Below are 22,158 nucleotides of genomic sequence, written 5' to 3' on the forward strand. Positions count from 1 at the left end.
ATAGTCTGCTAAACCTACGTTGTTGCTTTCTTCACACAGCGCGTATCCTTACCAGCCTCTTTGCAATCTTCAAAAACGATTTTTTTATTAACAATCTCTTGCTTTGCATTCAATACCTTTTGCTTAACTGCTTCCGGTATGATTGCTCCGAATTGCCCTAAAAATAATATCTCTGCTCTTTCTAAACCAATTGTATATATTTGTCCTTTGATTTGTTTTTGTTTAGCTAATTCTGCTATGTAAGCAATAGCTAAATCTAAGCGTTTGACAGCGCTGGTTAAAACAGCTTTTGGTGCAACATCTAATTGATCCTTGGTGTTACCAAAAGCATATACTCCTTTTTCACCTGCTGTTTGTAAAACTGCGGCTGAGGCATTATCTAACCATTGATAGATGACATCAGCCCCGGAAGAAATTATTGCCAGAGTCGCTTCTTTAGCTTTAGCAACATCATTCCAATCACCTGTAAAAGTAGAGGTAATTTGGATATTTGGTTTAACAGACTTTGCGCCTAATTCAAATCCCCGCAGTTCTCCCTCAGTAGCGGGAAACTTCTCTCCGGCTATATAAGCTAATTTATTAGATTTAGTCACAGAAGCACCGATAATGCCGCACAAATAACTAGCTTGTAAGTGATCTATTCGTAAAGAAGCAATATTCTCAGTCTTGAGATTACCATTTACTCCCACAAAAAATGTGTTGGGGAACTGTGAAGCGACTTGTTCAATTGCGGCATCAAATTGTCCGCCATGCGCAAAGATCGGATTGTAGCCTTTACGAGCAAAATCTGTTAATACTTCTGTTTGATCTGCTTGTGCTACTTTTTCGACATAGGCGGTTTGGGCGCCTAACTTTTGTTTTGCGAGATTGATTCCTTCATAACCAGATTGATTCCAGCCTTTATCGGTAATCACTCCAGGGAGAGCGATCGCTATTTTAAATCCTTCAGCACCACCCTTTGTTATCGCTGTTGGTGGCGTTTGATTACTACAAGCTTGCAGCAGGAAGCTGGTACCAAACCCTGCTGAACCAAGCAAGATAAATTCACGCCGACTAAAGTTTGTTGTCATATCTCGCCTTCAGATAGCTATTTGAGTTATTTCAACACTCTAAAATCGGAGGTGATACTTTGGAAACAATTTCTCTGGGATTTATTAAAGACGCGATAAATCGCCGTCTCTACAATAATTAGTCTTTTGTACACACGGCGATTCATCGCGTCTATTGCATTTTATGCAGTTTTAGCATTTTCATCAGATGCTTGTTCTGCAACATTTTTCAAGCGGCTCGATCTGATTTTGCGGATGCGATCGCTATAGCGAACACCACCCGCCATTTCATATTCGCGGCTGTCTTTGCCGTACTTGATACCAACCACCATCAGCATCTTCTCAGAAAGTTGACTCAAGTTTTTTTCCATCTCTTCAATTTCAGTTTTAGAAGAGTCAACTACAGACAGAGCAGTATTATAAACATCAATTTTGCTGCGTAACTGGTCGATTGACTCAACTAATTTTTCTAGACTATAATCTTCATCAAATTTGACGCTTGGAACAATCGATTTCAGTCCGGCGGATCTTAACTGAGCTTTTTCTAAAATGCGGGATGTGCGTTTTTTACGAGACATAAAACTACTCCTTTAAAATTCTTATAGAGCTAGCTTGCCTCAATTAAACTGCATTCTGGTTCAGCAAAACTCGCAGTTTTTGTAATAAATTTTTCAAGTTATAGCAGTAAATTTTCGGAATTTTATTACTAGATATTGGTATTTATATAGATAATTGTCTAAGCTTCATCAAAACTTTAAGGGACACTGCTCCCACAAGTTCTGTAGCTGCTCCCGCAAGTTCTGTAGCTGCTCCCACAAGTTCTGTAGCTGCTCCCACAAGTTCTGTAGCTGCTCCCACAAGTTCTGTAGCTGCTCCCACAAGTTCTGTAGCTGCTCCCACAAGTTCTGTAGCTGCTCCCACAAGTTCTGTAGCTGCTCCCATAAGTTCTGTAGCTGCTCCCATAAGTTCTGTAGCTGCTCCCGTAAGTTGGGGAGTGGGTAGGCAAAAATCTTGTAAGCGATCGCTTTATTCTGTAAGAAAGACCGATACAAGTGATGCCTACGGCGGTAAACTACGCAGTTTGTGAGAGATAGTGCGATCGCTTATTGGGGAAGGGCGATTGCTATTACCATACGAAGTTAGAACTTTCAAAATCACTCAAGATTTCTATGGTAGTGTAGACTCGATTTAGCAAAATAAGAATACTTCATGCGGCGAGACTCGATATTTTACAAATTATTTCAACAATCTCCCACGTTATTATTTGAATTATTGACCAATCCGCCAACAAATGCTAATGTCTATCGATTTGACTCAGTAGCAGTCAAAGAACCCAAATTTGAAATTGACGGCGTATTCCTCCCACCAGAAAATGCCGATGCAGGAACAGTGTATTTTTGTGAAGTGCAATTTCAAAAAGATGAACAGCTTTACGAAAGAGTATTTGCTGAGTCTTCACTATATTTTTACCGCAACCGTGAGAGATTTAGCGATTGGCAAGCAGTCATAATTTACCCATCTCGCAGTCTGGAACAAAGCCAGATTCATCCCCATCGCTCATTGCTCAATGGCGGACAAGTACATCGAATATATTTAGATGAATTGGGGGATATTCGTACCTTACCTTTATGGGTAGCGCTGATGGTATTAACGACAGTTAACGAAGAACAAGCACCAGAACAAGCCAGGTATTTATTAACCAGAACTCGGCAAGAACTATCATCACCCACAAGTCGCGCCATAATAGAGATGATTACGACGATTATGGTGTACAAGTTTGAGCAATTAAGTAGAAGGGAGGTAGAGTCGATGCTGGAAATCACACTCAAGGAAACGCGAGTTTATCGGGAAATTAAGGAAGAAGGGCGCGAGGAAGCAACAGTTAATCTAGTTATGCGACAGCTAAAAAAGCGATTTGGTGAACTGACTCCAGAAATGCGTTCCGCCATCACTGGTTTACCTTTACCTGTTCTGGAAGACTTGAGTGAAGCACTGTTAGATTTTACCGGTGTGGCTGATTTACAGTCGTGGTTAGCAGAGCGATAAGCCCACTGATGGACACCAGAGAGAGTTTGTAAATGCGATACCTGCTTGATGGTTGAGTAGCTGTAAAAGGCGATCGCACTTCGCTTAAAACTATAAATACTGCATCCCTCCGTCTTTGCTTCTCCGTGTCCCCGTGTCTCTTTACCGCCACCATCGCGCCACATCCTGAATCGCACGGGCAATTTCTACCGTTGCTAGTTCACCACTTAATGCAAAGATAACAGGAAATAACGCTTTGATATCTTGCAGCAAATTAGGGCGAGTGCGAAGGGATAACTCATGAAGAGTATCTTTCCAATGAGAAAAAAGTTTGGCAGCTTGCATTTGTGACAAACTGGAAGCTAAGGCACTCAATGCATCAGCACGAGAATCTTCATCCTGAATCGCTCTGGCAGCAGCAAGGGCTTCTGGCAATAACTCTGGTGGCAGTTTCTTAGCTAAGGCTCTTAAAGCATTGGCACGATAAGCCTCACCCTGAATCGCCCTGGCAGTAGTAAGGGCTTCTGGCAATAACTCTGGCAGTTTCTCAGCTAAGGCACTCAAGGCATTGGCACGAGAATCCTCATGCTGAATCGCCTTGGCAGCAGCAAGGGCTTCTGGCAATAACTCTGGTAGTTTCTCAGCTAAGGCACTCAAGGCATTGGCACGAGAATCCTCATACTGAATTGCCCTGGCAGCAGCAAGGGCTTCTGGCAATAACTCTGGCAGTTTCTCAGCTAAGGCGCTCAAGGCATTGGCACGATAATACTCATCCTGAATCGCTCTGGCAGCAGCAAGGGCTTCTGGCAATAACTCTGGCAGTTTCTCAGCTAAGGCACTCAAGGCATTGGCACGATAATACTCATCCTGAATCGCTCTAGCAGCAGCAAGGGCTTCTGGCAATAACTCTGGTGGCAGTTTCTTAGCTAAGGCACTCAAGGCATTGGCAAGATCGGACTCAGACTGAATCATCCTGGCAGCAGCAAGGGCTTCTGGCAATAACTCTGGCAGTTTCTCAGCTAAGGCGCTCAAGGTATTGGCACGATAAGTGTTAGACTGAATCGCCCTGGCAACAGCAAGGACTTCTGGCAATAACTCTGGCAGTTTCTCAACTAAGGCACTCAAGGCATTGGCACGATAATACTCATCCTGAATCGCCCTGGCAACAGCAAGGGCTTCTGGCAATAACTCTGGCAGTTTCTCAGCTAAGGCACTCAAGGCATTGGCACGATAATACTCATCCTGAATCGCCCTAGTAGCAGCAAGGGCTTCTGGCAATAACTCTGCTGGCAGTTCCTCAGCTAAGGCACTCAAGGCATTGGTACGATAATACTCATCCTGAATCGCTCTGGCAGCAGCAAGGGCTTCTGGCAATAACTCTGGCAGTTTCTCAGCTAAGGCACTCAAGGCATTGGCACGATAATACTCATCCTGAATCGCCCTAGCAGCAGCAAGGGCTTCTGGCAATAACTCTGGCAGTTTCTTAGCTAAGGCGCTCAAGGTATTGGCACGATAATACTCATCTTGAATTGCCCTAGCAATAGCAAGGGCTTCTGGCAATAGCTCTGCTGGCAGTTTCTCAGCTAAGGCACTTAAGGCATTGGCACGATAAGCGTCAGACTGAATCGCCCTGGCAGCAGCAAGAACTTCTGGCAATAACTCTGTTGGCAGTTTCTTAGCTAAGGCACTCAAGGCATTGGCACGATAATACTCATCCTGAATTGCCCTGGCAACAGCAAGGGCTTCTGGCAATAACTCTGGCAGTTTCTCAGCTAAGGCACTCAAGGCATTGGCACGATAAGCGTCAGACTGAATCACTCTGGCAGCAGCAAGGGCTTCTGGCAATAACTCTGGCAGTTTCTCAGCTAAGGCACTCAAGGCATAAGCACGATAAGCGTCAGACTGAATTGCCCTGGCAGCAGCAAGGGCTTCTGGCAATAACTCTGGCAGTTTCTCAGCTAAGGCACTCAAGGCATAAGCATGAGACTCCTTATACTGAATCGCTCTGGCAACAGCAAGAGCTTCTGATAATAACTCTGGTGGCAGTTTCTTAGCTAAGGCTCTCAGGGCATTGGCACGATAAGCGTCAGACTGAATCGCCTTGGCAACAGCAAGAGCTTTTTGCAGTGCTAATTCTTGAAGATTTGGTGGCAAATAATTGACTAGTTCTGTCAGCGAGTTGACTTTCACCTGTGGTTCTGGTTTTTGCAGGGCATAAGCTAGTCCTTGTTCGGGAGTCCACATCTTGTTTTTGACTAACGCTACCAGCAGATTTGCTGGTAGATTAGCTGCCAAACTATTCATCGATGCAATAATCAAAGCATAACGACACTGCAAGCTTAGTGTTGATTCAGTCCAATTTGCTTCTGCTAGTTCCCAGGCACGAGAAATATCTGTGATGTAACCGGCAGTTTGTGCCAATTTTTCCCGCACTTCGTACCAGCCATTGTTTCCAGTTGCCGACTCTTCCCGCAATAACTGGTGAATCTCTTCTAACTGTCCAGCCTTTTCCAAATGCCAAACTAAACGCTGATGAATGTAACCATCATCGGGCAAGCTATGCCATAAACCATTCTGGGTTTTCTGCCGATACTTCTTTAAAAAAGCAGCGTGAACATCAGCAAGGTTTAAACCCAACCCAGCCAAATCTCCTGGGCGCTTTGGCTGGGAGGGAGCAGTTAACAAATTACAAGCTAAATCGTGGAATAAGTCATGTAAGCGATAGGTAGGCATACCATCAGCAAGCGGTACTCCTGTTAATAGCAATGCTTTATTCCGTAAATATTGCAACATCTTGGCAGCATCACGCTTATCCATCTGCCACAGCGTTGCCGCCATCATCTTATTAATGTTGACATCCTCCGGCAACACCCCTAACCAAGAGAAATGCTGCTGCTTTTCTGGTGGCATTCTCTTGACACTCAAATTTAATGATGCGGTTAAACTCAGGCGTTTTAAACTAGCCTCATCAGTAATTTCTTCGGCTTCCGGTCGGTCAAAACTTGTTAATCTGGCTACTTCTTGCTGAATATCCGCCAACAGTTCATTCCAAGTCGTACCACAGGCAACTTCGGCGGCTGCAAGTTCCAATGCTAGGGGAAGATAACCAACGCCTTTGGCTAAATTTTCTGCTGAGTGACGTTCTGTGCCAGTAATCTCGCGTCTTAATTTCTTCGTCAGCAATTCCATTGCCTGGTCTGGTTTCATGATATCCAGACTGTAGGTGCTGGCTGCTAAGGCATCGGCAATGTGACCTTCACGAGTAGTTACTAAAACTTGACAACGCGCCCCACCAAAATTAAATGCCCGTGCATCTTCGGTATTCCAAGCATCATCAACCACCAGCAACACAGCCTTGTCATAAAGCAGAGTCCGCAAATGCATAGAAGTTGCTTCAACACTTGTAGGCTTAAAGCTATAGTCTCCTAATGCTTGCACCCAGCCACTAAGTAAGGCCAGCACATTGGGTTGTTGACCTAATGTTGCCCAAAGAATGCCATCACAAAAACGAGATTGTATTTCTGCATTATGGGCTAAAGCCGCCGCTAAAGTAGATTTGCCCACCGAACCCAAACCGTGAATTGCAGTAATTACTAAAGTGCGACTGTCAGCCGATGAATCATTTAAAAGACGAGTCTTTAAATCATCGCTATACTCTGGACGTTCTACAAAGTATGTGGGTAAAGGTGGCGCTTGAAATATACTTGTGTGACCTAACCCCCTAACCCCCTTCCCTACAAGGGAAGGGGGAACATTCAAAGCCTCTCGAAGAGTGGGGGAGAGGTTTGGAGAGGGGTTATTTAATTTCGATTTCTTTGGTCTACTACTTTCCCAAGCCTCATCAAACCGTTTTAAGTTCTTTCCCCTATCTCTTGACCATAGCTTGAGTGTAAAGTGCCATTCCTCAACACCCTGAGTTTGGAGACGGTTATCTTCCAGAATCTTCAAAAAATCCTTGAGCAAATTCAGCGCTTCTCGAATTTGCGCTTTAGTTAACTTGCCAGAATATTTATCTTTTTGCGTCAGCAACTCCAATGTGACTAAGGTAGTCTGCACAGTCAGCTTGGGGTTAGCACTGTCTGCTTCTTTCCAGTCGTACTCAATTTTAAAGTTAGCGTCTTCAAATTCTCCATCGGCAAAACAAAGCAACGCTTCTAAGAGACGCTTGACTCGCTTTTGAATTTGAGGCCCATAGGTAATTCGTGGCATTACATCCAAAAAATTGAGTAAGAAATTTGGGGCTACCCCAGATTGAAACTACCACCCCAAACTCATGTAATCCAGATTCTAAGGCATTTTCAGCAAGTTTAGGGTATTTGCATCAGGGCACAACCCCAAAGAGAACCTATATCTATCAACTCTTTGGGGCATAATCAAATGCAAGTCCGTCAAATTCTCGGTAAAACCATTGGTTTGTTGCTGGCAATGCAAGTATTCTTAATTGGTCTACAAGCTAAAAGCCGAATTGACCAAGGTAACTCATCCATTGAGGCGTTGATTTGGATGACTCAACAATATATTTCAGTGCTGGTTAAAATTCGCAGCTTGCAGGATAAAAGGGAGAAAAACGATTCTCCAAAGCTCAAAAGTAAAAGATGAAATGGTAGGTTGTGTTAAGCAGAGGCGATGCCGACGGCGGTAAACTACGCAGTTTATCAGAGATAGTAGCATATAGTGGAAGTGCGATCGCCATTCTCATAACTTCCAAACCAGAAAAACCCTATCCCATCAAAGTTACGCTTTGTCTCACATCTTCGCAAGCAAAGAAGGGGTGTACAATAGACCTCTTGCAAAAAGCACTTTTGCACTCTTGGGGGAAAAGGGTAAAGGTTAAAGGGGAAGGCGACTTTTGCAGTACCTTTTTCCCCTTCCCCCTTTCCCTTTTTCCGACTTATGCAATAAGTCTAATGTCTAAGTTAATTTTGATAGCTTGTAGTAAGCACTTTAGTGCTTAAAATAATCAGGACTAAAGTCCTTACTACAAACTTGCTTATCTATCAAATTCAACTTGACGTACTACTAGCAAACTAGCCAACAAATACTCAGTCTATGTATTTGGCTCTTAAGGCTTGGCTACACTAGTGACATCCTTGTTAAGAACCCCTAAAGCTGTTGACAATTTCGGTTTATTTGGTGCGGAAGCTTTCAGTCCTGCCTTAATCTCATCAGCTTTATCTTCAATTTCTTTGTAGGTAGTGGGAGATTTAGCTTTCACTCCATCCTCAACCTTTGACCAGAAATCTTCAAATTTATCAAATTCCCCTTTAGCTTTGGTAAAATCTCCCGCCTGAACTGCGGCCTTAGTATTGGTAACGACACCTTGTAGACCTTGAAATTCGCTTGTCGCAGCCGGAGTGGCTGCTGCATTAGGGGTGGTTGTCGCAGCCGGAGTGGCTACTGCATTAGGGGTAGTTGTCGCAGCCGGAGTGGCTGTTGTATCAGAGATAGAACTCCCAGCAGGTGGCGTTTGTGCAGTAGGTTCTTCAGCCTTATTGCATCCAACCAAAGTCATCATGCTGATTGCAGCAACTATTAGTACTGGATTAAAACGATTCATTCTAAACTCCTCATCAAAACTCGTTTGTGTAGACTAGTAGTTCGCCAAGTGAACTTGGCGGGGTAAAGGGCAAAGGGGAAAGGGGAAAGGTTTTAAATCCCTTACCCTTTCCCCAGCCCTCACAAGCGCATTTTTGGGTTGCCATACTACTAGTACCGCAAAGCGGAAATCAAGGCTTCTCTGCGAGAGGCTGCGCCAACGGCTTCGCTCAACCTTGACCCTGAGCGCAGTCGAAGGGTCAAAAGTCTTTCATTTTGGGCTTTCTAGCTGTAATGAAATATTAGGTTTTTTTCCGCCGACTGGTACTAGCGTTCATATTTTACGCTGACTATCAACAAAAATATTACCTAATATTTTTGTCATTCAAATATTAATGCTATCAAGGTAAAAAACTCGATTTTTCTCATTTCATTTGCATTTCAGGTGATATTGAGCCTACATTAGCGTATTGGGAAAAAGTTTCTACTACCGGAAAAAGACCATGAAACGTTCATTTCGTAAGTATCATCGCATCCTTGGCATTATCCTATCTGTGCCACTGATGTTAACCGTGCTGACTGGAATATTAACAACCTTTGTCCGCGAGTGGTCTATTGGTATAGGAGTTCCAGCTAGCTTCCTGTTAAGTATCCATACAGGCGAAATCTTTCATCTGCAAGGAATCTACCCAATTTTGAATGGATTAGGACTTCTGGGATTGTTGGTGACAGGATTAAATATGTCTGGTTTATTTGGTAAAAAAACTCGGCAAAACCCTAATAATTAAACTAAGAGTTCGTAATTCGTAATTCCCATTGTGTAAGGGTTTTAGACATTTCAAATGGGTAACTAATTTACGCCGAACTGTACTAGCGAGTAATTTCAAGACTCTATTTCAGCTAATTCTAACCAGCGTTCAGTCGCTACATCGATGGCGTGCTTGAGATTTTCCACCTGATTATAGAGTTTTTGCACTTCGCTATAATTCCCCGGTGAGACATTCGCCAGTCTTTTCTCGGTTTCTGCTTTCTGGTCCTCTAACTCGGCAATTTTAACTTCCAACTGCTCAAATTCTTTTTTCTCCCAATTCGATAATCTCCGCCGCTTGGTATTCTCTACCTGTTTGGGTGAAGCCGCACCATTTTGGATTTCGGCATTTTTGGGCTTCTCTTTAGTAGTAGCAGCTTGTTGCTGTGCTTCTTCAGCTTTCTTATAGTCCAGATAAATCGAGTAATTACCTGGATATTGCCGCAGATTACCGCCTTCTTCAAAGGAAAATACTGTGTCGATGGTGCGATCTAAAAAGTAGCGATCGTGAGAAACTACAATTACACACCCGACAAAATCTTCTAAATAATCCTCTAATACTGCCAAGGTCTGAACATCTAAATCATTTGTCGGTTCATCTAAAATTAAGACATTGGGCGCACTCATCAAAACCCGCAACAGAAATAAACGGCGTTTTTCCCCACCCGAAAGTTTACTAATTGGGGCATACTGCTGATTACCAGGAAACAAAAACCGCTCCAACATTTGGGAAGCGGTAATTTGAGTACCATCGGTAATTTTGACAAATTCTCCTTCTTCTTTGATGTAGTCAATCACGCGCTGATTTTCGTTTAAGGCTGTGAGCAATTCTTCCGAATGCTGGTCAAAATAACCGATGTGAACGGTACTACCAATTTCGGCAATGCCGGAATCTGGCTTAACCCGTCCAGTAATGATATCCATTAAAGTGGATTTACCAGCACCGTTAGCGCCAATAATGCCGATGCGGTCTTCTGGACTAAATTCGTAGGTGAAATTATTAATCAGGGTGCGTCCATTGTATGCCTTAGAAATGTTATCTAACTCAATAACCTTTTTCCCAATGCGACGACCAACTGTCGAAATATCAACTTTACCCTGAACTTGTTTAAATTCAGTATCCCGCAGAGCGTGAGCGCGGTCAATTCTCGCTTTTTGCTTGGTACTTCTAGCTTTTGGTCCTTTTTTGAGCCATTCCAACTCGCGGCGCAATAAGCCTTGATGTTTGCGTTGACTGCTGACGGCAGATTCTTCAGCTAAAGCTTTCTTTTCCAGGTAATATGAATAGTTACCTAAATAGGTGTAAATGTCGCCTCGGTCGATTTCAATAATCCGGTTGGTAACGCGATCTAGAAAATAGCGATCGTGGGTAATCAGAAACAATGCGCCGCGATAGCGATTTAAATAACTTTGTAACCACTCTACAGAAAGAGCATCCAAATGGTTTGTCGGTTCATCCATGAGCAAAGCATCTGGTTCTGATAGCAAAGCTGATGCTAAAGCAATGCGTTTGCGATAACCTCCAGATAAAGTACTTATCTTGGCATCAAAGTCAGAAATTCCTAATTTTGTCAGAATGATTTTGGCATTAGTTTCTAATTCCCAAGCACCAGTCGTATCCATCTGTTGCATGACCACAGAAAGGCGAGACATCAGTTGACTATCATCTGGATAGTGAACCAATTTATCAGAAAGTTCTTCATACTCGCGTACTAAAGCCATGTGTTCGCCACTGTCGGCAAAAACTTGCTCTAAAACTGTGTGATTTTCATCTAAATCTGGCTGCTGGGGTAAGTAGATAATTTTAGAACCGGAGTTAATTAAAATTTGACCGCTATCAATGGATTCTAACCCAGCGATCATTTTTAATAGAGTTGATTTACCTGAACCGTTAGTACCAATTAATCCAACTTTATCGGTAGCATCAAGGCTAAAGCTAGCATCTTTTAAAATTTCCTTGATTCCAAAGTCTTTTTTTACTGATTGTAGTGTAATAATACTCATAAGATTGAAGTCATTAATTATTTTTCATTAGTGAGTAGGTAAGGTATTTGCCTTACCTACATTCGCAAAACTCTATACAAATAAGTCCAAGGGAAGGTGTCCATACATTTCGTTGATTCCATCTTCGTCATAAGACTGGCAAGATACTAATACACCACGATGATGTCCATCATAGGAATCAAGATAACACAAGCCGTTTTTGCCATTTAATTTGATATAAACTGGCCCTTCGGGTGTAAGTAAATTGTTTGGTGGTTCGTAACCCAAAGCCAGAGAATAGGTTTTCATTGCCAATATTCCTTCTTCTGCGGTATCAGCACAAATTCCCAAAATTTGGTAATCAGTAAGCTTGGTGAGCAAAATTAAGGCATTACGAATTACTATTTTTTCTGATGAGTTGAGGATAGGGGCAATGTCTAGACAGTTGAATTTGTTCAGGAATTTTTTCGCTTCTTCGGCAGTGAGATTTTGAGGATTGGAGGTTGACATAAACTTCGACTATTTTCTGGTTAGTTTTTCTGTGGTGTTTGAGTTGGGACTAGTACCGCAAGGCAAAAGTCAAAAGTCATACCATTTTGGATTTTAGATTTTAGACTTCGGCTCCTTTCGACTTCGCTCAAGGCAAGTCGCTCAGTCGAACGATTTTGGATTGTGAAACATCTATTGGATAAATGTTTCAGTTTTCCATCTGTCGCAATCATTTTTCAAATTGGTATCACTCATGCTTAAATTTTGTGCTTTCTGGCTGTAATGAAATGGAACGTTTCCACTGACCTGTACTAACCCAACTTATACCATTCTGGATTTTAGGTTTTTAATTGGAAATAGTCCAATGTATTGTAGAATTTGTCTGAGGTCAGAGCAAATTCCATAATTTTAGACCTTGCGATCTCATGCCCACTTCCCTTTTATGGTTGATTTTGGACATTCCCAAGGTTGAATATAAAGGGTACGCCATTTTTTGAGTCATTACCCATAACCAAGACTTTCGGCATCTGAGCGCCACCCGTCTTCCAAGCTTCAATGGCTTCTTTTTGCAGAACCAACTGCCCTCCTTGAGCTTTGAGTGTCTCTGCTAAGAGTCTTTGAGCTTCTGCCCTACCTTTGGCACGATTAATGTCTGCTTGCGCTTCTTGTTCGGCTTCTCGTGCTACATAAACGGCTCTTTGCGCCCGTTGTTCAGCAATTTGTTTTTCTTCGACTGCTCTGGCAAATTCTGGTGAGAATGCTAAATCAACTACGCTAGTATCTAATACAATTATCCCATATTTGTCTAAGCGATCGCCTAAGGCATTATCGAAGTCTTCTTTTAACTCACTTCGTTTGGTAATCGCTTCTTCTACTGTTCTTCTAGCTGCGGCAATTTTAAATGCTTCTTGTGTCTGAGGGGCAATGATTTTTGAGACAATATTCTCTAATGTTCCTTGTTTTCTTCTAACTTCAACTACCTGTATCGGATCGAGGCGAAAGTTAATTGCAAATCTTGCAGATAAATTTTGCAAATCTTTAGTAGAACTCTCCGCTGGCACTTCAAACTTTTGCACCGTCAAATCATACACATCTATTACGGAAATAAAAGGTGGTTTTAGGTGAATGCCTTCTAATAAAGCGCCATCTCTGGCTTTACCCAAGATGCTGATTACTCCTGCTTGTCCTGGGTTAATAATAATAAAGGAATTTAGCCCAATAATCACCAGTATTGCTAACACAATTCCCAAAACTGTGGTTTGCCAATTTCCCAATTGCTGATTTTTCAAATTCCTTTCTCCAATATTTAGTTAGTCATTTGTCATTTGTCACTTGTCATTGGTCATTGGTCATTGGTTATTAATTCTTCTCCCTCACTCCCCCATCTCCCCCATCTCCCCCGGTTACTGAGCGTCTTGCCTTGAGTTTCGACTGCGCTCAACTACCGCGAAGTCGAAAGGAGTCGAAGTATGCTCCCCTGCTCCCTAGTCCTTGAATAAACTCAGTTACTAGTTTCTCATTAGTCTGTTTGAATCAATCTTCAGCCTCAGGACTTAAGACTCAAGACTTTGTTCCGTGGTAATATCAGTCACACGAAACCGCAAAAAACCGTGGCTACTGTATTAAAATCTCATCGGGTATCAAGAAGGCGTAAACATTCAACGTATCCTCTCCTGCGTTTGCTGGAGTATGGACACGAGTATCGCAAACAAATTTGGCTGGCGACTATTTATTCTATCCTCAATAAATTTTTCGATTTGGCACCACCTGGCTTAATTGGTGTGGCGGTGGATGTGGTAGTTAAGCAACAGGATTCCATAATTGCACAGTTAGGGGTGCGGGATGTCTTTGGACAATTTTTGATTATTTCCTTCCTGACTGTGGTCATTTGGATACTAGAATCGGTTTTTGAGTACGCCTACGCTCGACTTTGGCGGAATTTGGCTCAGAATATTCAGCATGACTTGCGTTTGGATGCATACAAACATTTGCAAGAGTTGGAATTGGCTTATTTTGAAGAACGCAGCACTGGCGGTTTAATGTCTATCCTCAGTGATGATATTAACCAATTAGAGCGGTTTTTGGATGGAGGAGCGAATGATATTATCCAAGTTTCTGCAACGGTTCTAATTATTGGCGCTGCTTTCTTTATTCTGGCTCCTAGTGTAGCGTGGATGGCCTTGTCACCAATGCCATTTATTCTCTGGGGTTCTTTTGCTTATCAACGACTACTTGCGCCTCGCTATGCTGATGTCCGCGAAAAGGTAGGTTTTCTCAATTCGCGGTTGTCAAACAATATCAGCGGAATTACTACTATTAAAAGTTTCACATCTGAAGCTTATGAAGCTTATCGTTTGGAATTAGATAGTGACGCTTATCGTCGTAGTAATAGGAGAGCAATTACTCTTTCTGCTGCTTTTGTGCCGTTAATTCGGATGCTAATTTTGGTGGGTTTCACAGCATTACTTTTATATGGCGGAATGGCAGCGGTTACTGGAGCTATGTCTGTAGGTACTTACAGCGTATTAGTGTTTTTAATCCAGCGATTGCTGTGGCCTTTAACTAGATTAGGCGAAACATTTGACCAATATCAAAGGGCAATGGCTTCTACTAATCGAGTTATGAATTTATTGGATACTCCTATTGCCATTCATACAGGTAATGTATCTTTACCTGTAAATGAAGTGCGCGGAGAAGTGCAATTTAAAAATGTTTATTTTGCCTATAAAGATAGATTCCCAGTAATTAAAAATCTGTCTTTAAACGTTCCGGCGGGGAAAACCATCGCGATTGTCGGTTCTACTGGTTCTGGTAAAAGCACTTTAGTCAAACTCTTGTTGCGGTTATATGAAGTGCAAGCTGGAAGCATTACTCTTGATGGCATTGATTTGCAAAATTTGAATTTGCAAGATTTACGTCGCTGCATTGGTTTGGTGAGCCAAGATGTCTTTCTATTTCATGGCACTGTTGCGGAGAATATTGCTTATGGTAGTTTTGAGACTAGAGAGCAAGAGATTATCACGGCGGCAAAGATAGCCGAGGCGCACGACTTTATTATCGAATTGCCCCAAGGTTATGAGACAATTGTGGGGGAAAGAGGACAAAAGTTATCTGGTGGACAAAGACAACGGATTGCGATCGCCCGTGCAGTTCTCAAAAATCCACCCATCTTGATTTTAGATGAGGCAACCTCAGCGGTAGATAACGAGACAGAAGCAGCAATCCAGCGATCGCTAGAACGGATTACAGTAGATAGAACTACAATTGCGATCGCTCATCGTCTTTCCACCATCCGCAATGCCGATTGCATTTATGTCATGGAACATGGGAAATTAGTAGAATCGGGAACCCACGAGCAATTGCTAGAGAAAGACGGTATTTATTCCGGCCTCTGGCGCGTACAATCAGGTTTGAGATAACTTTCCCGTTTTCTTTCTCTTTCAATTACGAATTACGTTAGCGTAGCGTTAGCGAGTCCACGAGCGTCATTACGAATTACGAATTATTTTATGTTTTTTGGTAATAGTCAACCAGAATCAGGTGATACTAAGTGGCGTCGCCAGTTGGATAAGTTTGTGAAAGCAAATCAGCAAGAATTGGCGGCGCTGTTTTGGGGATTGTGGTTAGCAAATGGTGACAGTCAGGGTACTGTTGGTATTGATTTGCAACCAACGCCGCATTTTGTTTATTGTCCGAAAGAGCAGATAGAGAATTTAAATAATAAGGTTGAGAATCGGCTGCAAGAAATTTTGGGAATTGTCGAGAATCACAAACCGGAAGTGGAAGTTGTGATGATTGGGATTGGGAAGGGGGAAATTAAGTTAATTCAGTTTGCACCGGAACCAGCGCCACCGATTTGTTTTGAGCAAGCTGGAAAGGATGTGGATGGGTTATTGGATGTGCTGGAAGAGAGGATGAGGGAGGAGATTGTTTTTTAATGCAGAGGAACGCAAAGGGAAGCGCAGAGGGACGCAAAGGAAGATAATAATTCTGCGCTTGTTGTTTAGTTCATTGCTTTGTAGAAGTCTGGGTAAGTCATATTCTCGGCACAATGCCAGATAATGTTAAATACAGCATCGTAGCGATATGAACTCTTTTTATAATGTGGTTCGCTCAGATAGTCTTTTAAGGCTATGACAACTTCAGGTGAATGTTCGCTTTGGAGGATATTTGTTAAGGTTTCTGCGATATCTAAAAGATATTCATCCTCAGAAGCTTGATACTGAGTAGTTTCAAGGATCTGGGATAATATTATCGTAGCCACTCTATTACTTATAACGATTCCAGTTTTACTTTCTGGATCTATTTTCAGTAAATACGTTACAACGCGATTTATAAGAGATGGACTTGCAGAAGTTTCGAGGATATAGGCTAGACTCTTGAGTGCAACTGAATTACCTGGATCGATTTGCCATAAAGCCTGAGCTGCATCAAAGCAGATTGCATCACCCTGGTTAATCTGCAAAAATTTTATCAAAGAGGCGATCGCAGTTGGATTACCTACAGCAATTTTTCCCAAATCCATGATTGCGAAAAAATTTATTTCTTCGCTTAATGTTGTCTCTATGGTTTCGACTAACGAGGCGATCGCATTTTCATCACCAACTGGTATTTCCTCAAAATTTTGACTTGTCTGACAGAAGGTTCGTTTATTTTCAACAACTGGTGTTAGCAATGTCAAAGGTGGAGTGGTAATTGCTACCCTATTACCTGAATTTAACTCTCTTAGACGTAAAGCAGCCCTACAACGGAAAAATTCATTTTCACTAGTTTTAATTCTCTCAGTTAAAATAGTAATTGCAGCTTTGTTACCTGGGTCAATTGCCATTAGATATGCGACAGACATATCGAGCAAAGATGGAGTCTCAGTAGTTTCGAGAATCTGGACTAAAGTATTTAACGCTATTGCATTACCTGGATCGATGTCCCACAATGCCTTAGCTGTGTGTAAAGAAATCACGTCATCTTTGTATCTACGGATGAAATCAATCAGGCTAGCGATCGCAATTAGATTACCATAAGCTATTTTTCCTAAAGCTAGAATCGCACTCTGATATATTTCTTCTAAAGTAAACCAGTAATTTGTAATCTCATCAGGCTTAATCAAGCAGTAATTTATAATCTCATCAGGCTTCATCTTGATAAATTGGATTAAAGTACTGATTACAGCTTCATTGTTGTAGCCAATTTTACCCAAGCTACAAATTTCACTCCAAGGGATAAATTTAGCTTGTTTCATTAACAGCAACAAAGCTGCGATCGCACTTTTATTACCTGGGTCAAATGTTCCTAACTTATTGGCTGCAAGTTTAAGAACTGTGAGACTTTCAGTAGTATGAACCAAATGCACAAAAGCCGCAATAACCCGTTTTCTATCAGTTAATTCCAGCGTTTTTCTAGCTGCCTTCACCAATGGTTTTGGTAATATCTGCCAATCTCGCCGATCTTGCCGAAAATAGGCATAACTCCATTAGAGTAGCTGTTCTACAATTGCATCACCCAAACTACATTCTGGGAACTGGGATAAAGCCTCAGCCGCCAAAAAATAGGCGCGATACCGATAAAAATCGCCGCAACCGTCATCAAAATCTATTAAAGCTTGGATAAAATCTTCTTTCTGCTCCTTAGCTACATCCTTTCGGCTGAACCAGTGGAGAATCTCTGCTTTCCACTCCGGCTCAAAGATGCGGTAAGTGCCTTGATTTAAATTGCTGCGATCGTGGTTAAAGAAATACTGCCAATCATGCATTGCCTCCTACCCACTGCGAGATGTGGGACGAAAGGGACTTACTTAAATGCATCTTGCTACATCAGTTGCCTTGCTGTCAAGTCTGAACGCGATGATAATTTGTAAATTTTGCTGCTTTGAGAATATAAATATCCTGGTATTTATTTAGGGACTACCTCGCCAACCTAACCCCGAAAAGAGCGTGTTTGTATCGAAAACAACTACATAAGAAATCATTACTTTTCATGCATCAGATCGTCTATGAATTCTTCTCGCTCTTGTTCAGTCATAATATCCCAGTTAAGACCGCGTGTTGTACTCAAATAGCGCATCTGTAGCTCTCCGTAATCAAGTCTATTGTCCCACCAAGTATCTTGCTCTGCTTTGATGGCTTGCAATATCATACGCTGCTCTGGAATTGCTAGTTGCTTCACTAGTGATATTACTTGCTCAATATTGAGATTAAGGGTTGCCATCTCTATAGCGCCTCAAGTGTGGAAATTTAAGGCTATTTTAACTAAATTAAAGCGATCGCTCATGATGTCAGCACCTCATCTAGAATCACAACTGGCAAGTTTGTGGCTGTCCTCAGTTGCCGATCGTTGGTGATAAACTGAGTACAGCCAGATGTTGTAGCAGTCGCAATATGAATAGCATCAGGTGTTCTCAAAGAAGGCGTGCTTGCCCGTAGCCTTGCTGCTTCAAACAAGATAGTCTGACTAATGGGAATCAACTGCATTTGAGGCGATCGCAGTAATCTCTCATAAGCATCAACCAGAAATGTATCCGAGTTTCTCAGTGGCACAACTAAGGTTTCCATCAGAGTTAGTTCGCTGCTAAAGACTTCAAGGTTTCCCGCCTGAAGACTATTCCATAGGGGATTCAGCAACACTCCATAAGTTGGGGTCTGTTCGACAGCGTAAATAACTGTTACCGTATCGACGTATATACGAGCAGCATTTGGCAGAATTAATTGTCCCATGCATCTCGCTCTGCTTGGAGGTCTCGATTGATTTCTTCTACACTTCTGCCAACAGGACGCTGTTTGTGGATTTCTTCAAGCAGGTGGATAATCGATTGTCCTTCCAGTGTCGTTTTTTGCTCTGGTATCAGGACAATTACCTCAATAGTTTGTCCTACAGAGGTTGAGAGTGTATCAGCAGGCAAAGTGATTTCAATTTTGTTGCCTGGTAACACTTTAGTTTCTATGCGTAATGCTGATTGCATCAAGCCTTCTCCTGATTTGTTTGGTTTTTAGCTATTGTTTGTTCTGCGGACTCCCTATCGTTCTATCAATTGTGGCTCAAAAAGCGATGGCGATCGCAATCATATCTCAACTATCAAAGGCGATCGCCTCTCGGTTTACAATCAAATAACAGCGATGTCTTTGACGGGCTACGCCTACGCCCTCATAACACCATCATTCCACCTCAAAACAAGAATATTCTCGTTTGGAACAAGAACATTCTCACTTCAAACAGAAACGTTCTCATTTGCAACAAGAACATTCTCACTTCAAACAGAAACGTTCTCATTTGCAACAAGAACATTCTCACTTCAAACAAGAACGTTCTCGTTTAGAACAAAAACATTCTCACTTCAAACAAGAACGTTCTCGCTAAAAACAGGAATGTTCTCGTTTAGAACGCGAAACTTGGAGATTAAAGCTTGATTAATGAGGTTGGGAACATGAATTTTGCTATTGTGAGGAGAGGCGATCGCGCAAATCTGCTAAATTTTCACGTACAGTGACAGTATTAGGATGGTTTATTCCTAACCGTTGCTCAAAAATATCTAACCCTTGAATGTACAAAGGTTCAGCTTCGCTGTATCTGCCTTGAGATTTGTAGAGTCCCGCTAGGTTGTCGAGGCTTTGTGCGACATCTGGATGTTCTTCGCCCAGCAGCTTGCGCCTAAGTGCTAAAGCTTGTTGAAAAAGGGGTTCGGCTTCGCTGTATCTGCCTTGAGAGTAGTAGAGTCCCGCTAGGTTGTTGAGGCTAGCAGCAACATATCGATGTTCTTCTCCCAGCACTTTGCGCCATAGTGCCAAAGCTTGGATGAAAAGGGGTTCAGCTTCGCTGTATCTGCCTTGGGATACGTAGAGTCTCGCTAGGTTGTTGAGTGTAGCAGCGACAGATGGGTGTTCCTCTCCCAGCAGCTTGCGCCTGAGTCCCAAAGCTTGAATGCACAGCGGTTCAGCTTCGCTGTATTTTTCTTGGAATTGGTAGAGTACCGCTAGGTTGTTGAGGCTAGTGGCGACAGATGGGTGTTCCTCTCCCAGCAGCTTGCGCCTGAGTCCCAAAGCTTGGATGAAAAGGGGTTCGGCTTCGCTGTATCTGCCTTGAGATTCGTAGAGTTGTGCAAGGTTGTTGAGGCTAATAGTGACAGATGGGTGTTCCTCTCCCAGCAGCTTGCGCTTGAGGGCCAAAGCTTGGATGTACAAGGGTTCAGCTTCGCTGTATCTGCTTTGAGATTCGTAGAGTCCCGCTAGGTTATTAAGGCTCAAGGCAACAAATCGGTCTTCCTCTCCCAACAGCTTGCGCGTGAGTGCCAAAGCTTGGATTAAAAGGGGTTCAGCTTCGCTGTATCTGCCTTGAGATTCGTAGAGTTGTGCAAGGTTGTTGAGGCTTTGTGCGACATCTGGGTGTTCTTCACCCAGCAACTTACGCCTGAGTACCAAAGTTTGAATGAAAAGGGGTTCAGCTTCGCTGTATCTGCCTTGAGAGTAGTAGAGTTGTGCTAGGTTGTTGAGGCTTTGTGCGACATCTGGGTGTTCCTCTCCCAAGCGTTTTTTGCTAACCTCTAGACACTGCTCAAACCAAGGTGCTGCTTTTTCATACAATCCCTGACCATTGTAAAACCTAGCGTTACCTATAAATACCCAAATTAAATCATCATCGCTGACGTATTCAATCAGCTTTCTCGATACTTCAGCTATATGAGGTATGGCGAGGTAGATAGCGTAGATTTGCTCAAAGATGGGGGTTTCAGGGATCTGTTTGGCAACAGCTACCATTACCTTGCAAAAACTTCGCTTTAATTCCTCTGCCCGTTCTAAACCTGTAAGCTGATATTGGAAAAACTCGCGCAACAGTGGATGTAGTTGGTAAATTCCCTCATCTTCACGCTGGAGTAAATGCAAATTCAATAACTTATCATCCCGAATTTCCTCTAACTCTTCCTCATCTTCCTCTGGTAAACACTGTTCCACCAAATCCCAAGCTATAGGCGCGGCGGCAAATAAACTCAATAAACAGCCCAACTGCTTGTCATCGTCGTTTAATTCCTGCCAACTCAACTCAAAAGCTGCTAACACACCCCGTTGTGCTGTCATATCGCCTTCTGGTTTAACAAGTGCGGGTTGTTCTAATCGCTTTTTCTCCAACCGTCGCAACATTTCTGTTAAAGAAATATCTGGTTTGCGCTTCAGATATCGCCCCACTAATTCCAAACCCAAAGGCAAATATCCCAACCACTCACACAACTGATTTGCCACAGCTAATTCTTGCTCAATTCGCTGTGGTGTTTCTTTAAAAAATGACTTTAATAACTCCAGCGCCGCTTCTGGTTGCAATACATCCAGAGATAATTGCTTAATAGATGCTCCCAAGTGTTGGCGCGTGGTAATCAACACTTTAAACCGGGAAGATGACGAGGGTAAATAAGGTTTAACCTGCTGATATTCCCCAACATCGTCTAACACTAGCAGCACATCGCCCTCACGCCAATGCCGCCAGCAGTATTGCACTTGGGCGAAGACATCCAAACCTTCTGGTAAGTTGAAATCAAGCACACTTCTGGCAAACTGCACAACTTGAATGCCCACATCACCAGATTTTGCGAGCAACCAGCAAATTCCACCCTTGTAAGTTTCGCGGTGATTCCTGGCATATTGTAGGGCAAGTTCTGTTTTACCAACTCCACCCATGCCAGCAACAGCAGCTATAGCCACCTGTTCGTTTTCCTGCAAAAGCTGGTGGAGGTTTTGCAAATCTTTTTCACGTCCAACAAACTCCACCACCCCACTTAAAGGAATATTTTCGTAAAATGTCGGCTTGAGTTTAGCTTTTCTCCCTTCAGCACGCTGGACACCAGGCTTTTGTTCTCTAAGGCGTTGCCATTCTGCATCAAATTTCTTTAAATTTCCATCTTTATCGCTTTTCTCACACCAAAGCTTCAGCTTAAAATGCCAGTTCTCTGAACCTCGCTTGTGTTCCCGCAAATCTTCTAGAACACCCAAAAACTCAGCAAGTGCTTTCAGTGCTTCTCGAACTTGTTCTTTCTCTAAACCACCAAGTTCAGCCAAAACCCTTAGCTGTGTCCTCACAACTAGTTGCTTTGGTGTTTGCCAATTAAAGTCAATTTTAAAAAGCTCACCGTTTTCTATTTCATCATTGGCATAAGCCAACAACCTTTCTAATAGCTGCCTTACCCGCGCTTTAACATCATCACCGTAGCTAACACGCGCCATCAGTTACTTTTGCTCAAATTTGGACAAAGTTTCGGGAATCCCCAAACTTAATCTAGCATCCCCAAACTCA

General features: G+C 42.6%; 20 protein-coding genes. 6 read left to right on the forward strand and 14 right to left on the reverse strand.

The window, feature by feature from the left end; genetic code table 11:
• Nucleotides 1-14 precede the first annotated feature (14 nt).
• The 3 genes from NSTC731_RS25185 to NSTC731_RS25195 form a co-directional block, all read right to left on the reverse strand.
• Nucleotides 15-1,070, reverse strand: a complete 1,056-nt coding sequence (locus NSTC731_RS25185) for a BMP family protein (protein ID WP_445627317.1) — start codon at nt 1,068-1,070, stop codon at nt 15-17.
• 161 nt (nt 1,071-1,231) lie between these two features.
• The gene (locus NSTC731_RS25190) at nt 1,232-1,627 is read right to left on the reverse strand and encodes a hypothetical protein (RefSeq protein ID WP_229471082.1); all 396 of its coding nucleotides are present in this window, start codon (nt 1,625-1,627) and stop codon (nt 1,232-1,234) included.
• Between the two features lie 142 nt (nt 1,628-1,769).
• Nucleotides 1,770-2,012, reverse strand: coding sequence for a hypothetical protein (locus tag NSTC731_RS25195; RefSeq protein ID WP_445627318.1), 243 nt, complete (start codon nt 2,010-2,012; stop codon nt 1,770-1,772).
• 246 nt (nt 2,013-2,258) lie between these two features.
• On the opposite strand from NSTC731_RS25195, the gene NSTC731_RS25200 reads away from it, so the two are divergent.
• Entirely contained in the window at nt 2,259-3,095 is an 837-nt protein-coding gene (locus NSTC731_RS25200; protein WP_445627319.1) for an Rpn family recombination-promoting nuclease/putative transposase, read from the forward strand.
• Nucleotides 3,096-3,236: 141 nt separating this feature from the next.
• On the opposite strand, the gene NSTC731_RS25205 is transcribed toward NSTC731_RS25200, so the two are convergent.
• Entirely contained in the window at nt 3,237-7,283 is a 4,047-nt protein-coding gene (locus tag NSTC731_RS25205; protein ID WP_445627320.1) for an NB-ARC domain-containing protein, read from the reverse strand.
• Nucleotides 7,284-7,451: 168 nt separating this feature from the next.
• On the opposite strand from NSTC731_RS25205, the gene NSTC731_RS25210 reads away from it, so the two are divergent.
• Nucleotides 7,452-7,673 carry a hypothetical protein gene (locus NSTC731_RS25210; protein WP_445627321.1) on the forward strand — a complete coding sequence of 74 codons (222 nt, stop codon included), beginning with the start codon at nt 7,452-7,454 and terminating at the stop codon, nt 7,671-7,673.
• 463 nt (nt 7,674-8,136) lie between these two features.
• Here the strand turns inward: NSTC731_RS25210 and NSTC731_RS25215 are convergent, their stop codons facing one another.
• Nucleotides 8,137-8,631, reverse strand: coding sequence for a DUF4363 domain-containing protein (locus tag NSTC731_RS25215; RefSeq protein WP_445627322.1), 495 nt, complete (start codon nt 8,629-8,631; stop codon nt 8,137-8,139).
• 481 nt (nt 8,632-9,112) lie between these two features.
• On the opposite strand from NSTC731_RS25215, the gene NSTC731_RS25220 reads away from it, so the two are divergent.
• On the forward strand, nt 9,113-9,397 hold the full coding sequence (locus NSTC731_RS25220) for a peptidase (protein WP_174708855.1): 285 nt from the start codon (nt 9,113-9,115) through the stop codon (nt 9,395-9,397).
• A 95-nt stretch (nt 9,398-9,492) separates the two neighbouring features.
• Here NSTC731_RS25220 and NSTC731_RS25225 read toward each other — a convergent pair whose 3' ends face one another.
• The 3 genes from NSTC731_RS25225 to NSTC731_RS25235 all read right to left on the reverse strand — a co-directional run bounded on the left by NSTC731_RS25225 (nt 9,493) and on the right by NSTC731_RS25235 (nt 13,178).
• A complete protein-coding gene (locus NSTC731_RS25225) occupies nt 9,493-11,421 on the reverse strand; it encodes an ABC-F family ATP-binding cassette domain-containing protein (RefSeq protein WP_445627323.1) in 1,929 nt (642 codons plus the stop codon).
• A 72-nt stretch (nt 11,422-11,493) separates the two neighbouring features.
• Nucleotides 11,494-11,910 carry a DUF1824 family protein gene (locus NSTC731_RS25230; RefSeq protein WP_445627324.1) on the reverse strand — a complete coding sequence of 139 codons (417 nt, stop codon included), beginning with the start codon at nt 11,908-11,910 and terminating at the stop codon, nt 11,494-11,496.
• 419 nt (nt 11,911-12,329) lie between these two features.
• Entirely contained in the window at nt 12,330-13,178 is an 849-nt protein-coding gene (locus NSTC731_RS25235) for a prohibitin family protein (RefSeq protein ID WP_322713057.1), read from the reverse strand.
• A gap of 321 nt (nt 13,179-13,499) precedes the next feature.
• On the opposite strand from NSTC731_RS25235, the gene NSTC731_RS25240 reads away from it, so the two are divergent.
• On the forward strand, nt 13,500-15,308 hold the full coding sequence (locus tag NSTC731_RS25240; protein WP_445627325.1) for an ABC transporter ATP-binding protein: 1,809 nt from the start codon (nt 13,500-13,502) through the stop codon (nt 15,306-15,308).
• A 90-nt stretch (nt 15,309-15,398) separates the two neighbouring features.
• Nucleotides 15,399-15,827 (forward strand): beta-carboxysome assembly chaperone CcmS, encoded by a 429-nt coding sequence (gene ccmS / locus NSTC731_RS25245; RefSeq protein ID WP_445627326.1) that lies wholly within the window; start codon nt 15,399-15,401, stop codon nt 15,825-15,827.
• A gap of 65 nt (nt 15,828-15,892) precedes the next feature.
• On the opposite strand, the gene NSTC731_RS25250 is transcribed toward ccmS, so the two are convergent.
• From NSTC731_RS25250 to NSTC731_RS25270, 5 genes are all read right to left on the reverse strand, one after another.
• Nucleotides 15,893-17,299, reverse strand: a complete 1,407-nt coding sequence (locus NSTC731_RS25250) for a hypothetical protein (RefSeq protein WP_445627327.1) — start codon at nt 17,297-17,299, stop codon at nt 15,893-15,895.
• A gap of 60 nt (nt 17,300-17,359) precedes the next feature.
• Nucleotides 17,360-17,638, reverse strand: a complete 279-nt coding sequence (locus NSTC731_RS25255; RefSeq protein ID WP_445627328.1) for a hypothetical protein — start codon at nt 17,636-17,638, stop codon at nt 17,360-17,362.
• Nucleotides 17,639-17,853: 215 nt separating this feature from the next.
• Nucleotides 17,854-18,093, reverse strand: coding sequence for a hypothetical protein (locus NSTC731_RS25260; RefSeq protein ID WP_445627329.1), 240 nt, complete (start codon nt 18,091-18,093; stop codon nt 17,854-17,856).
• A gap of 59 nt (nt 18,094-18,152) precedes the next feature.
• On the reverse strand, nt 18,153-18,599 hold the full coding sequence (locus NSTC731_RS25265) for a type II toxin-antitoxin system VapC family toxin (RefSeq protein ID WP_445627330.1): 447 nt from the start codon (nt 18,597-18,599) through the stop codon (nt 18,153-18,155).
• Complete coding sequence (locus NSTC731_RS25270) at nt 18,587-18,844, reverse strand: hypothetical protein (RefSeq protein ID WP_445627331.1); 258 nt, start codon at nt 18,842-18,844, stop codon at nt 18,587-18,589. The genes NSTC731_RS25265 and NSTC731_RS25270 overlap by 13 nt, the downstream gene beginning before the upstream one ends.
• 224 nt (nt 18,845-19,068) lie before the next feature.
• Here NSTC731_RS25270 and NSTC731_RS25275 point away from each other — a divergent pair, with 224 nt between their 5' ends.
• On the forward strand, nt 19,069-19,239 hold the full coding sequence (locus tag NSTC731_RS25275) for a hypothetical protein (RefSeq protein ID WP_445627332.1): 171 nt from the start codon (nt 19,069-19,071) through the stop codon (nt 19,237-19,239).
• Between the two features lie 77 nt (nt 19,240-19,316).
• Here the strand turns inward: NSTC731_RS25275 and NSTC731_RS25280 are convergent, their stop codons facing one another.
• Nucleotides 19,317-22,088 carry a tetratricopeptide repeat protein gene (locus NSTC731_RS25280; protein ID WP_445627333.1) on the reverse strand — a complete coding sequence of 924 codons (2,772 nt, stop codon included), beginning with the start codon at nt 22,086-22,088 and terminating at the stop codon, nt 19,317-19,319.
• Between the last annotated feature and the right edge of the window lie 70 nt (nt 22,089-22,158).

It is taken from the genome of Nostoc sp. DSM 114167 (assembly GCF_052692655.1).